We start from the raw sequence: 12,928 nt of genomic DNA, 5'->3' as shown, positions 1-12,928 counted from the left end.
GCCGCATCGCGCCTACGATGTAACGCATGAACTCGCCCAAACCCTCCCTCTCGCCCGCCCTCGGCCGGATTCTCGCGACCGTCAGCGTCGGCTTCGTCGTCACCCAGCTCGACGTGACGATCGTCAATATCGCGCTGCCGAAAATCGGCGCGGACCTGCACGCGAACGTGGCCGGCCTGCAGTGGGTCGTCGACGCTTACACGCTCGCCTTCGCCGTGCTGATGCTGTCGGCCGGCGTGCTCGGCGACCGGCTCGGCACGCGGCGCATGTACGCGGCCGGCATCGTGTTGTTCGCGCTGGCGTCCCTCGCCTGCGGACTGGCGCTCGATGCCACCACGCTGGTCGCCGCGCGCGCGGTGCAAGGCATCGGCGCGGCGGCCATGCTGCCGAATTCGCTCGCGTTGCTCAACCGCGCGTACGGGCACGACCCGAAACTGCGCGCTCGCGCGGTCGGACTTTGGACCGCCGCGGGCGCGATCTCGATCGCGGCGGGACCGGTGGTGGGCGGTCTGCTGATCGCGGCGTTCGGCTGGCGCAGCATCTTTCTCGTCAATCTGCCGATTTGCGCGGCCGGCCTGTTCGCCACCCTGCTATGGGTGCCGCGCACCGAAGCCGCCCAGAGTGATTCGCAACCGGCGGCTGGCGCCCGCACAGCCACGCCCCGTGGTATCGATCCGAGCGGACAGTGCCTCGCGATCGTCGCACTGACCGCCTTCGTCGCCGCGGTGATCGAATGGCGGCCGCTGGGGTTGAGCCATCCGCTCGTGGCCGGCGGCTTCGTGCTCGCGCTGGTCGCCGCGGGCGCGTTCATCGCCGTGGAAGCGCGCACCGAATCGCCGATGCTGCCGCTGTCGCTCTTCGGCAAGCGTAGTTTCAGCGTGGCGGTGCTGTTCGGCATCTGCGTGAACCTGACGTACTACGGCATGGTGTTCGTGTTGAGCCTTTATCTGCAGCGCGCCCGTGGCTATACGCCGTTGCAGGCAGGTCTGGCCTTCCTGCCGTTGACGGGCGGCTTCCTGATCTCGAACGTGGCGAGCGGCTGGGTCGTGGGACGCTTCGGCGTGCGAGTGCCGATGATTGCCGGCGCGATTACCGCGGGGCTCGGCTACGGCCTGCTGCATTTCGTCGACGCCGGCACGCCGCTGATCGGCCTGCTGCTGCCGTTCCTGCTGATTCCATCGGGCATGGGGCTGGCCGTCCCAGCCATGACCACCGCCGTGCTGGCCTCGGCCGAAGCGAAACGGGCAGCCACCGCGTCCGCGGTATTGAACACCGCGCGGCAAGCCGGCGGCGCGGTGGGCGTGGCAGCCTTCGGCGCGCTGGCGAGCGGCGCGGCGGCCACGCAGATCGTCGCGGGCATGCAGGCCGCGACCGCGATCTCGGTCGGTCTGCTGGCGCTCGGCGGTGTGCTGAGCTGCTTCATTCATCCGCAGCCGCATGCGTCTTCACCGTCGCCGCGCGACGCGGACAAAACGCGGATCGGCGAATCTCAGTCTCGCTGAAAACGCACGCTTTTCTGCTTTTCTATCAGCGCAAAAAACAACCCCCGCAATTGCGCGAGCAATGGCGGGGGTTGTTGCCGATGGGAAGCAGCGAAGTTGCAGCCTGGCTCCAGCGCGGCGGCCGCGCAAAAAACCTTGCGCCGGCACCGCAACGAGCTTTTACAGCGACGCCTCCTGAATCGTGCCCGTATCGATCGCGCGCTCGATCAGACCTTCGTTCTGCGCTTTGGCAATCGCGTCGGCGATCAGCTTTTCCGGTTCCTCGATCTCGGCCTTCAGGGCGCCAAGGAATCCGGAGGCGTCCAGCACGACCAGTGTTTTGGCCGAATCGGCGAGGCTGATGATGACCCGGTGAGGGGTCGGCCCTTCGCCGAGACTCGCGCACAACTGCGTGACGTTGCCGCCAATGGTTTGCTCGAAACTTTGAATCATTGTTTGCTCCCTTGGTTACAGCCAGAATCACAAGCACTCGACACAGCCTACCGCAATCCGTCGATCAACGACCCAGCCCGCCGCGCGGCGCTCGCGCTCCGTCGATACTGATACGGCCCGCGCCGGTCACGAACAGCAGCAGGAAACCGCCGGCAATCCCAATGTTCTTCCAGAAGTGAATCACCATGTCGCGTTGCAGCGCGGCGTCGGTGACATTCCAGAAATCGTGGCCGAGCACCGCCGTCGCGACCGTGTAGACGGCCATGATCAGCGCCAGCGGGCGCACCTTGAAGCCGACGATCAGCAACAGACCGCCGAGCGCTTCGACCGCGGTGGCGATCGGCGCGGCGATCTGCACGAAGGGCACACCCTTCGAATGCAAGTAGCCCACGAAGCCCGCATAGCCCAGCAGTTTCATCACGCCGCCCCACAGAAACAACACGGCGAGCGCAATACGCGCGATGAGGATAACGCCGGAATCGACGGGACGCGTCATGAGGGACTCCTGTAAATGAATAAGCAGCAGACCCGGCTGAAACGCCGCAGTTCCCCGCTGTGCACCTGAGAATATGTGCATTGCCCGTCTTTTCCAAGCTCGGGCGAGGTTGAACGGCGCGGGGCATGCCGCACGGCGTGGGAGTAAAACGGTGTCCGGGCGGGTCGCGGGCGGGGCCTGGCGACCGTGTTGCGCAAAACGCAAGCCGGCGTCGGCGTCGTGACGAGCGCCGACGGTATCAAATGGGTCACACCAGTCAGGCCCGAGGGTAGCTCGCCACTTCGATCAGATTACCGTCCGGATCGCGGCAATACACCGATGTCATCTTGCCTCGCGCGCCGTCGCGCTCGACCGGGCCGGCCTCGATGGCCACGCCCTGCGCCAGCCAATGCGCCTTGACTTCGGCCGGGCTCGCGGTGGTGGTGATGAAGCATAGGTCGGCGCTGCCCGGCACCGCCTCGCGCCCGGTGAACCACGCGACGGTGTCGGCCGTGGCGGGGCGCAGATTGATCTTCTGATTGCCGTAGGTCATCGCCACCCGCGTGCCGCTGCGCGATTCGAACTCGGTGCGTTGCATGCCGAGCATGCGTGCGTACCAGGCGGCGCTGGCCTCCACGTCGGCAACGTTCAGAACGAGGTGATCGAGCGTGTCGATTGAGAAGCTCATGAGGTTCGTCCTTGCGAGGTGAAGTGAGGCGCGCCGGCGAGCGGTAGCGAATGGTAGCCAACGGCAGCTAGCGGCAGCGACCCTGGTGGCTTACGACTGCGGCGCGTCGGGTGCCAGCAACACGCCCTTGGTGAAGACGAAGCAACCATAGCCGCGCTCTTCGCCCGTGGAGATGACGCAATAGGCCTTGCGCGCGCGCTCGTAAAAAGCGAAACGTTCGATCGATACGAACGGCACGTCACGACCTTCGGCAGCGTTGATCTCGATCTGCGCTTCGCGCTGCACGGCGGGAATCGTGTGCGGCTCGCCCACCACTTCCATCCGCGACGCGGGATGGTCGATGAACGTGTCTAGCGGCATCACCGACAACACCGCGCGAATCGCACGCGGCGCGCTCACGCCATCGAGGCGGAGCAGTTCGCCCAGCACCGACTCGCGCGCGACCGAACTGCCCGGGAAGTTGGCGTCGCAGATCACGAGTTCGTCGCCGTGGCCCATCGAGCGTAGCGCATGCAGTATGTCGGCATTCAGCAGCGGATCCAGATTCTTCAGCACGGTCTCTCCTTGAGGTCCGATTGGCGGCTTGCCGCCGGGTGTGGACGCTAAGTCCGGGTAACGCAAAGCGATCGTTGCGCACGCTTTAGCGGCGCGCCTGGGTTCGGCCAGGCGCCCGCTGACACGTGGCGCCCGACGCGGGCGGCACGGCGCGTCGACGCGCTTTCCGACGATCGATTGTAGCAAGCAACGTGAGCCCGTTCCGCGCCAACCGGCAGGGGGCGCGCGAGATCGTTCCGCATGACGGCGCGTGACTCGTTGCCGGGGTTGATTGCGGGCCGCTTCTCGTGTGCGGCGGGTGCGACATGCAGGGCGGGCGTGTCATGCGCGGCGCCCGCGACGTGTCCAGTATTACGCCCGCCACACTGCCAGCGCAGCCACCCGAGCGCCGCCAGCAACACGAGACCCACGCCGCCCAGCACCGGCTCGCGCCAGGCGAGCAATGCGGTAAACGTGAAGGCGCGCGTGCCGGCGAGCAGCGCGAAACCGGCAATGGCGCTGCACAACGTGTCGACAGCGCCCGACAGACGTGCAAACGCGACGACAGTATCGGGAATCGTGACAGCGGCGGGCTCATGCATGATCTTCTCCGTGACAAAAGGTTGTGGGTCAGGCGCCGCCCGGCGCCTCGTCGAGAAAGCCCGTCACCGCTTGCAGACGGCCGCGCGAATCGACCATGCCGAAGTCGGATCCCTTCACGATCGCGTCGCCGGCCGGCGTCACCAGCGCCCAGGAAAAACGCAGCCGGTTCGCGAAACCATCCACGTCGGTCGTGCGACGAAACGTGTGCTGCGGAAAGCGCTCGTGGACCGCGCGGATCATCGCGTCGATACCGTCGTGGCCTGCGCCGGCCAGCAGCGGATCGCGATAGTCGGCGTCGGCGCTCCAGGTCGCCGCGATCAACTCGCGACGGCGCGCGCCATCGGTTTCGTTCCATGCGTCGAAATAACGGTCGATCAGATCGGTATGCGCATTCATCTCAGACTCCTTCGTGAACTGCATTGAGCGCAACGCTCGGCGGACAACGTGTCGACGGCGGGCTCGGAGTGAAGATTGACGGCTACGGTGCGGTGAGTCGATTACGTGAGAGGTAAGCATCTCGATGCGACGCCGGGCAAGCCGTCAATCTCGCGCAGGAATCTGGGGGGCGCGCAATGTCGTCGCGCGGCATGCGAGGAACCGAACGAACCGGGATAGGAGCCGCTTAATTGAGTCGGGCGCGAGAGCCTCTATAAAACGCTCGCACCGGGCGCCAAGCCGCGCATGGACAGGGTATTCAAACTGCTGCGCGCGCTGCACGCTGGGCGCTGGGCGTCAAACTTGACGCCGTGCGGGAAGGCGTGGCCGCCTGATTCGTGTCTGCCGGGTTGCGCTCACGGTCGGTTCTTCGTAGTGCGGGGCGGTAGATACGCAGCGGTGTTGAAGGAGGCTCGAAGCGGTTACGGGCATTCGTAGATTTTCCCGGGGTATTCCATTACCTGTCAGGTAATGGATCGCCGGTGTGCTTTGGCTATCATCGGTGCCATGAACACACTCTCTGTTGCGCACACCACGCCGTCGTCGTCATCATCGCCATCGGCTAGCCGTACTGTCGGCGATCTGCTACGCGAATGGCGTCAGCGGCGAAGAATGAGCCAATTGCTGCTCGCCACCGAGGCCGAAGTTTCAACCCGGCATTTGAGCTTCGTTGAATCGGGCCGTGCGGTGCCAAGTCGGGAAATGGTCATGCACCTTGCCGAGCGACTCGACGTGCCGCTGCGTGCGCGCAATGCGCTGCTGGTCGCCGCGGGTTACGCGCCGCTGTTCCGTGAGCGCCCATTGTCGGACCCGCAACTCGCCGCCGCACGCGAGGCCGTCGAACTGGTACTCAAAGGACACGAACCCTATCCGGCGTTGGCGATCGACCGTCACTGGACCATCGTCGCCTCGAACAATGCGCTCGCGCCTCTGCTGTCCGGTGCCAGTCCCGAATTGTTGAAGCCACCGGTCAACGCGCTGCGGTTGAGCTTGCATCCGGACGGTATCGCCAATTCGATCGTCAATTGGCATGCGTGGCGCGAGCACGCGCTCACGCGTCTGCAGCGGCAAATCGACGTAAGCGGCGACGGCACCTTGAGCGCATTGCGCGACGAATTGGCCGCTTATCCCGCGCCGCCCGGCGCCGAGGCGGTCGAGAACGACAGCGCGGCGGTCAATCAGATCGCCGTGCCGTTGCGGTTACGCACACCGATCGGCGAGCTATCGTTTTTCAGCACGACCACCGTGTTCGGCACACCGGTGGACGTCACGCTATCGGAACTCGCCATTGAGGCGTTCTTTCCAGCCGATCAGCAAACCGCGGTCGCGCTGCGGGCATTCGCCGACAGCCAACGCGCCGAAGCCGCCCCTTGATCATTGCGTCACGCCGCGAGAGTGGGCACGATTGAGGGGTTAGCGGCGCACACACGCACGGCCCAACCCACACGCAAAGAAGGCTGCAATTGAACGACGCCACCGCCGTATTTATCCGCCAACTCGGCCCCGCGGATCGTGACGCTTATTTTCAGCTTCGCTTGCGCGGGCTGAAGGCGCATCCGGCTTCATTCGGGCAAAGCTATGAGGAAGCGCTAGCGCGCGGTCCCGAACAACACGACGCGAGGTTGCAAGGTCTGCGCGCCGCCGAGGGTGAGTTTCTGCTCGGCGCTTTCGCATCGGCTGACACATCGGCCGCCACAGCTGCGGACGCCTCGTTACTCGGCATAGTCGGCCTGTCGCGCAACCAGCATGACAAGGAACGGCACAAGGCGTCCGTTGTCGGCATGTACGTCGCACCGGAAGCAGCGGGCCGCGGCATCGGCCGCGCATTGCTTGACGAGTTGCTGGCGCGCGCTGCGCGGATCGACGGTTTGCGGCAAATCCAGTTGATGGTCGGCAGCCGTAACGAAGGCGCGCGCAAGCTCTACGAATCGGTTGGCTTTAGTCAGTACGGGTGTGAAGTGGGCGCGTTGAATGTCGGCGGCGTGTTTCACGACGCCGATCTGATGGTGCGCTTCATGTAACAGATCCTCACGCGAGGTCGCCCGGCTACAGCGCCCGCCTGGCGTGTGGTTGTAACATCGGCGCGCGCTTCAGCCGCATTGTGTCAGGCAGCCTGCACAGCCAGATCCGGCTCGCCGTCGCGTTCCCGGCTACATGCTCGGCGTGCCGTCCGCGCCCCCCGCTTCAGCCACCGAGTCGAACGCGTTCGACAGTCCCCTGCTAAACGTTACGTAAGACGTTACAAATGCGCCCAGGTTTGTAACTGGGGCCGCACCACCCCGTTACACCTTCGATTTGTCCCTCTAGCACCTCCGGCGAGCGGTATATATTACTTAATATTGCGCTCGCTTTCTGTTTCCTTTCTTGCCTCAGCGCAAATTACCGCATCGCGAGCGCACTCCGCGATTTGTTCATATGATTAAGTTGGATCCCCACTGGACAAGGGTTTCCATGGATCAGACAAAAATTTAAGACGGCAAAAAATCCGCAAAGCATTGACTATTACGGCACCGTGAAAGAGTTACCGAAATTTGATGTATCTTTTTGAGATATTTTTTAGAGAAGGGATTGATTTCTTGTTTTGCCCTTCATACAATTCGTCCCAAGCTGTTACGAAATGTAACGCGATGTATCAAAAGGTCGCCATCTGTATCAGGTCGGTGACATGTAGCCGGAGGTTATCGTTTCCGGCGAGGCAGAAAAGACATAACGGCAAAAAATGCCGACATAGTAATTCGGGGCTTCGGAAACAGAGAAAATGGACCGTAGCAGCGAGACGCTGGATTCAATCCGCGAGATTAACTTGTCTTACATCATGCTTGCGCAACGTATGTTGCGTGAGGACAAACCGGTCGGCATGTTCCGTCTCGGTCTGTCGTCGGAACTGGCTGATTTGCTGGCGGGCTTGTCGCTCGCGCAGATCGTCAAGCTGGCCGCTTCCGATCAGCTTTTGTGCTTTTTCCGCTTCAACGACCACGCCATGTTGTCGGCGTTGACGCAAACCACGAAGCACGCCGCTGTTGCACCGACTCACGCGGCAATCTTGCTGGCAGGCCAACCTGCTGAGCAGTTTGCTTAATCGAGGTGACGACAATGCTCAAGCGTAGCCTGACGGAAGACGCACAAGAGGTATTCCGTGCGATCGCGCTGATCGAACTGGGCGCCCGTATGCAGGTGCTCGAAAGTGAATTGACGCTCTCGCGCGACCGCATGATTCGCCTGTACCGCGAGGTCAAGGGCGTATCGCCACCCAAGGGCATGCTGCCCTTCTCGGCGGACTGGTATATGACGTGGCTGGCGAACATCCACGCATCGTTGTTCTACAACACCTACCTGTTCCTGAAGAACGAAGCGCGTTGCTCGCATCTGGACGCGCTGACCAAAGGGTATCGGCTGTATCTGGAGCATTGCCAGCACAGCGAATCCGAACCGGTGCTGGATCTGACGCGCGCCTGGACGCTGGTGCGTTTCTTCGACGCCGACATTCTGCAGTTGACCAAGTGCTGCCGTTGTACCGGCAAGTTCGTCGCGCACAAGCACGACCTGCAGCACAACGTCGTGTGCGGTGCTTGCCAGCCGCCGTCGCGCGCCGGCAAGACTAAGAAGGCGGCAGCCGCTCGCCAGGAAGCGCTCGAAGCCGCGCAGATCGCGCAAGCCGCCTGAGTTGAAGTTATTCGACGCGGGCTGGTCCGGCCCGACTCGAACCGAAGCCTGAAAAACAGAAGGTCCGCCATTGAGCGGACCTTTGTTTTTTTCTGCGTCGGATTTGTCGCGACGCCACGACACTTCACACGGCGCCGGTTTGAGACATCGACTCAGCCGATCAATCCGATCGTCTGCACCACCAGCCATAAGTTCGCCGCGCTGATCACCACGAACAGCGTCCACGCGACGAATCGCGTCAGCAGCGTATTGGCGAATTCCCCCATCAAGGAACGATCGCCTGTCATCCTGATCAGCGGATAAAGCGCGAACGGCAATTGCAGGCTCAACACGACCTGGCTGGCGACCAGCAACTTGCCGACCGCGCCGTTGCCCATCATCTGCACACCGATCAACGCGGGAATGAGCGCGAGCGCGCGGGTGATGAAGCGGCGCTGCCAGCATGGAATTTTCAGGTTCAGGAAGCCTTCCATGATGACCTGCCCCGCGACCGTGCCGGTAAAGGTGGAGCTTTGTCCCGACGCGAGCAGTGCGATGGCGAACAGCACCGCCGCGAAGCCGGTGCCGACGATCGGCGCAAGCAGCTTGTAAGCGTCTTCGATTTCAGTGACCTGGGTATGGCCATTGGCATGAAACGCGGCGGCGGCGAGAATCAGAATCGCCATGTTGATGAGCAGCGCGATCACCAGCGACACGATCGTATCGAGCCGCGACATGCCGATCGCCGAGCGGATGCTGGCGGGGTCGCGCTTTACCGCGCGCGTCTGCACGATTGACGAATGCAGGTAGAGGTTATGTGGCATGACGGTCGCGCCGAGAATGCCGATCGCCAGATACAACGGCTCGCGCGAACTGAGCGCCTGCCACGACGGAATCAGCCCCAACGCAACCGACGGCCAATGCGGCTTCACGAGCGCGAGTTCGACGATGTACCCCACGCCGATGGTCGCGATCAGGCCGAGCATGATCGCTTCGAGGTCGCGGAAATTCTTGCCTTTCAGGCCGAGCACGATCAGCGTATCGAACGCGGTCAGCAGCACGCCGGTGGTCAGCGAGCATTTGAACAGCAGGTGGAAGGCGAGCGCACCGCCGAGCACTTCGGCCAGATCGCACGCCACGATCGACACTTCCGCGAGCACCCATTGAAAGCGCGCCACCGCCGGTGAATAACGCGCACTCGACAGTTGCGCAAGGTCACGCCCGGTCGCGATGCCCAGTCGCATGCTCAGGCATTGAAGTGCAATGGCCGCGAGACTCGACAGCACGACGACGAACAGCAGACTGTAACCATAGCGCGAGCCGGCTTCGATGTCGGTCGCCCAGTTGCCGGGGTCCATGTAGCCGATCGAAATCAGCAGACCGGGACCGGCGAATTGCAAAATCTTTTTCCAGAACGGCGCGCCTTGCGTAATGGCGACCGAGCCTTGCACCTCGGATGGGCAAAACGGCGCCGTGGCGGTGGTGGGTAGTTTGAACTGCAAGCGTGGAATCTCTCGAGGAGGATAAAGTGCGGCGCCTCGTATCGAGGCGCCGCGGGCCGCCTCAAGTGTACAAAGAAACCTCCGGCAATGTCCCACTCAGTGCGTAGCGACCGACGTCGCGGATCCGATAGTCGAGCGGATCGTGCAACGTGTGGACTCGTGCGTTGCGCCAAAAACGATCGAGCGCGAGCGGCCCATGCGTGGCGCGCGCACCACAGGCGTCGAAGAGTTGTTCGCTGACGTCAAGCGCCGCGCGGTGCGCGACGATCTTCGCCTCCGAAGTTGCGAGCGCAACCTGCGCGCGCGTTTCCGCCGTGAGCGAGGTACCTTGCTGCCACGCGTCGTCGAGTGCATAGGCGGCGCGCGTGGCCAATGCTTCGGCGCTCACCGTCTGCAAACGCATCTCGCCGAAACGCTGGATCAGATAAGGATCGTCGGTGGCTTTATCGACACCGGAGCTGATCCACGGCCGGCCATGCTGGGTCACGTACACGCGCGCTTCTTCGAGCGCACCTTGCGCAATGCCTACAAACAGATTGATCAACACCTGCTGCGAGATCAGCGTGCGCAAACTCGCGTACGGCGTGTCGGCTCGGTGCAACACTTCGTGCGGTTCGACTACGACCCTCGCGAACGAAACGCTGCCGCTGTCGGTCTGCCGCTGGCCGATCGGATCCCAGTCTTCATGCACGGTGATGCCCTCACGCGCGGTCGGCACGACGGCGAACACCGGTTTGCCGGTGACGGGGTCGTGCGCGGACACCGTCATCATGTGCGAGCCGCGGGTGCCGGAGCAAAAGCCTTTCTGTCCGTCGAGCAGATACCCGCCACCACTGGTTGCGCTCGCAACCAGCCGGGTATCGAGCGGATTGACCGCGTTGCCCCACCACCAGCGGTGTTCAACGGTACCGCGCAGATAGCGGTCACGTTGCGCGGGATTGCCCCACACGTTGACGCTCACCACCTGCAGGCAGGTGAAGCCCAGCAAATGCGCAAGCGCGCTGTCGACGCGCGCGATCCGCCGGATCGTCTCGTAGATCTCGGGCCAACGCGCACCCGCGCCGCCGAATTCGCGCGGCACCGCGAGCGTCAGCAGCCCGGCCTCGGCAATCCATTGCTTTTCCTGCGCGGCATGGCCGCCGTCTCGATCGCGCCGCGCCGCGCTCGCGCGCAAGGCGTCGAGCAAACCGGCAAGGTCACTCGCCACCGGTGCAGTGAAGGCGTCGCGGGTGTGCAGTGCCGCGGTTGGGCGAGGGTCGTTCATCCTGTGTCCGTTTAGATAAATTAAGCGGCCTTCGCTCACGCGCGTTGAGCGAAGCGTCTAACGAGCCGGTCACCGGCGAACTGCACCGCCGTCACGATCGCGATCAGCAGGACGATCACCGTCACCATCACCGTCGTATCGAAACGCTGGTAGCCGTAACGGATCGCCAGATCGCCGAGGCCACCCGCGCCGACCGCGCCCGCCATCGCCGACGAACCGATCATGGCCACCACGGTAATGGTGAAACCGCCGAGTATGCCCGGCAACGCCTCAGGCAACAGCACATGCCAGACGATATGCCGACGCTGCGCACCCATGGCTTGCGCAGCCTCGATCAAACCGCGGTCCACTTCGCGCAGGCTCACTTCGGCGACACGTGCGAAGAACGGAATCGCCGCGATGCTGAGCGGCACGATCGCCGCCCAGACGCCGATCGTGGTGCCGATCAGCCAACGCGTCAGCGGCAACAGCGCCACCAGCAGAATGATGAACGGTGTGGAGCGGAACGCATTGACCAGCGCGCCGAGCACGCCGTTCACCGCGCGCTTCTCGCAGATACCGCCGCGCGTCGTGGTAACCAGCAACAGCGCCAACGGTATGCCGATCAATGCCGCGAAAAACGCGGACACGCCCACCATGACGATCGTGTCGCGAATCGCATCGGCCAGTTCGGAGAGCCACAAGTCAGACATAGCCCAATACCTCGACATGGTTCGCATAGCGGCGCGCGCGTTCAAGCAATGCCGCGATCTGCTTTTGCACGGTACTGTCCGCGCTTTCCCGCACTTGCGCCGACACCACCAGCCGCCCTTGCGCATGCCCTTGTATCCGGTCGATGCTGCCATGCACGAAACGGACGCTACCGCCCTGGCTGCTCAGCGCCGAAGTGAGGCCGCCGATATCCGGCTCGTGCGCGTCGGCGCCGGTGAAGCGCACGTCCAGCAGAATCCGCGCATCGGTCTGCGCGAGGTCGTGCAATGGCTTGATCCGTTCCGCCAGGTCCGCGGGCAAATCTTGCACCAGCGTGCGCAGCAACGCGCGCGTCGCGACGTGCTGCGGATCGCCGAACACACGCCAGACCGGGCCGTTTTCCACCACGGCGCCGCGCTCGATCACGGCGACCGTGTCGCAGACTTCACGAATCACCTGCATTTCGTGCGTGATCAGCACGATAGTCAAACCGAGCCGCCGGTTGATGTCGCGCAGCAACGCGAGAATGGCCTGCGTCGTTTCCGGATCGAGCGCGGAGGTGGCCTCGTCGCACAACAGAATGTCCGGGTCCGTGACCAGCGCTCGCGCAATGCCGACCCGCTGTTTCTGACCGCCCGACAAGCTCGCCGGATAAGCGTCGCGTTTAGCGGACAACCCCACCAGTTCGAGCAGCGCGGTCACTTTGGTGTCGATCTCGGCTTTCGGCACGCCCGCGATTTTCAGCGGTAACGCAATGTTTTCCCGCACTGTTTTCGCGGAGAGCAGATTGAAGTGCTGAAACACCATGCCGATGCGCCGGCGCAATGCCACGAGTTCGCGCTCGTCGAGTTCGCCGACGCTCACGCCGTTCACGCGCACCGCACCGGAGCCCGGCTTTTCCAGACCGTTGACGAGCCGCAGCAGCGTCGATTTGCCCGCTCCGCTGCGGCCGATAATGCCGAACACCTCGCCGCGCGCGACCTTCAGCGTGACGTTGGCGAGCGCCGTGGTCGACGCGCCGCGTGCATCCGTGAAGTGCTTGCTCACGTTGTCGAATATCACGGCGGTGTGCTCCGGCGTTTGAGGCGCATCGCGATCCGGAGCGAGAGACGGCGAGTCTTCGATGAACTGCGGGGCGTCGAAAAGATGGGCCATGGCAGC

General features: G+C 63.5%; 15 protein-coding genes and 1 pseudogene. 6 read left to right on the top strand and 10 right to left on the bottom strand.

All coding sequences use genetic code 11. The features are described 5' to 3' along the window. The first annotated feature begins 26 nt into the window (after positions 1–26). A complete protein-coding gene (locus tag B0G83_RS03370) occupies positions 27–1,502 on the top strand; it encodes an MFS transporter (protein ID WP_105505979.1) in 1,476 nt (491 codons plus the stop codon). 159 nt (positions 1,503–1,661) lie between these two features. On the opposite strand, the gene B0G83_RS03365 is transcribed toward B0G83_RS03370, so the two are convergent. From B0G83_RS03365 to B0G83_RS03340, 6 genes are all read right to left on the bottom strand, one after another. Then, entirely contained in the window at positions 1,662–1,934 is a 273-nt protein-coding gene (locus B0G83_RS03365) for a hypothetical protein (protein WP_105505978.1), read from the bottom strand. A gap of 64 nt (positions 1,935–1,998) precedes the next feature. Further along, positions 1,999–2,430, bottom strand: a complete 432-nt coding sequence (locus B0G83_RS03360; protein WP_035558872.1) for a DoxX family protein — start codon at positions 2,428–2,430, stop codon at positions 1,999–2,001. Positions 2,431–2,686: 256 nt separating this feature from the next. After that, the gene (locus B0G83_RS03355; protein ID WP_105505977.1) at positions 2,687–3,097 is read right to left on the bottom strand and encodes a VOC family protein; all 411 of its coding nucleotides are present in this window, start codon (positions 3,095–3,097) and stop codon (positions 2,687–2,689) included. Between the two features lie 90 nt (positions 3,098–3,187). Further along, entirely contained in the window at positions 3,188–3,652 is a 465-nt protein-coding gene (locus B0G83_RS03350; protein ID WP_105505976.1) for an RbsD/FucU family protein, read from the bottom strand. A 47-nt stretch (positions 3,653–3,699) separates the two neighbouring features. Next, positions 3,700–4,233 carry a hypothetical protein gene (locus B0G83_RS39040; protein ID WP_258167670.1) on the bottom strand — a complete coding sequence of 178 codons (534 nt, stop codon included), beginning with the start codon at positions 4,231–4,233 and terminating at the stop codon, positions 3,700–3,702. Between the two features lie 28 nt (positions 4,234–4,261). Then, entirely contained in the window at positions 4,262–4,630 is a 369-nt protein-coding gene (locus tag B0G83_RS03340) for a nuclear transport factor 2 family protein (protein WP_105506569.1), read from the bottom strand. A gap of 273 nt (positions 4,631–4,903) precedes the next feature. On the opposite strand from B0G83_RS03340, the pseudogene B0G83_RS39535 reads away from it, so the two are divergent. The 5 genes and pseudogenes from B0G83_RS39535 to flhC all read left to right on the top strand — a co-directional run. After that, a pseudogene (locus B0G83_RS39535) lies at positions 4,904–5,107 on the top strand (hypothetical protein); the annotation flags it as partial. A 33-nt stretch (positions 5,108–5,140) separates the two neighbouring features. Beyond that, the gene (locus B0G83_RS03330; RefSeq protein WP_105505975.1) at positions 5,141–6,043 is read left to right on the top strand and encodes a helix-turn-helix domain-containing protein; all 903 of its coding nucleotides are present in this window, start codon (positions 5,141–5,143) and stop codon (positions 6,041–6,043) included. Between the two features lie 89 nt (positions 6,044–6,132). Next, positions 6,133–6,690: a GNAT family N-acetyltransferase gene (locus B0G83_RS03325; RefSeq protein ID WP_374954882.1), complete on the top strand. Its 558-nt coding sequence runs from the start codon at positions 6,133–6,135 to the stop codon at positions 6,688–6,690. Between the two features lie 737 nt (positions 6,691–7,427). Next, positions 7,428–7,748, top strand: a complete 321-nt coding sequence (flhD, locus tag B0G83_RS03320) for a flagellar transcriptional regulator FlhD (protein WP_035558891.1) — start codon at positions 7,428–7,430, stop codon at positions 7,746–7,748. 14 nt (positions 7,749–7,762) lie between these two features. Next, on the top strand, positions 7,763–8,332 hold the full coding sequence (flhC, locus tag B0G83_RS03315) for a flagellar transcriptional regulator FlhC (RefSeq protein ID WP_105505973.1): 570 nt from the start codon (positions 7,763–7,765) through the stop codon (positions 8,330–8,332). A 152-nt stretch (positions 8,333–8,484) separates the two neighbouring features. On the opposite strand, the gene B0G83_RS03310 is transcribed toward flhC, so the two are convergent. The 4 genes from B0G83_RS03310 to B0G83_RS03295 all read right to left on the bottom strand — a co-directional run bounded on the left by B0G83_RS03310 (position 8,485) and on the right by B0G83_RS03295 (position 12,922). Then, on the bottom strand, positions 8,485–9,813 hold the full coding sequence (locus B0G83_RS03310) for an Nramp family divalent metal transporter (protein WP_105505972.1): 1,329 nt from the start codon (positions 9,811–9,813) through the stop codon (positions 8,485–8,487). 61 nt (positions 9,814–9,874) lie between these two features. Then, positions 9,875–11,077, bottom strand: a complete 1,203-nt coding sequence (locus B0G83_RS03305) for an acyl-CoA dehydrogenase family protein (protein ID WP_105505971.1) — start codon at positions 11,075–11,077, stop codon at positions 9,875–9,877. Positions 11,078–11,112: 35 nt separating this feature from the next. Then, on the bottom strand, positions 11,113–11,769 hold the full coding sequence (locus tag B0G83_RS03300; protein WP_105505970.1) for a methionine ABC transporter permease: 657 nt from the start codon (positions 11,767–11,769) through the stop codon (positions 11,113–11,115). Continuing rightward, positions 11,762–12,922: a methionine ABC transporter ATP-binding protein gene (locus B0G83_RS03295; protein ID WP_105505969.1), complete on the bottom strand. Its 1,161-nt coding sequence runs from the start codon at positions 12,920–12,922 to the stop codon at positions 11,762–11,764. Before B0G83_RS03295 ends, B0G83_RS03300 begins: the two co-directional genes overlap by 8 nt. Positions 12,923–12,928: the final 6 nt, after the last annotated feature.

Source organism: Paraburkholderia sp. BL21I4N1, assembly GCF_002973525.1.
In the GTDB taxonomy this organism is placed as follows: domain Bacteria; phylum Pseudomonadota; class Gammaproteobacteria; order Burkholderiales; family Burkholderiaceae; genus Paraburkholderia.
Note: the sequence above shows the minus strand (reverse complement) of the source record. Positions and strands in the feature narration are given on the sequence as shown.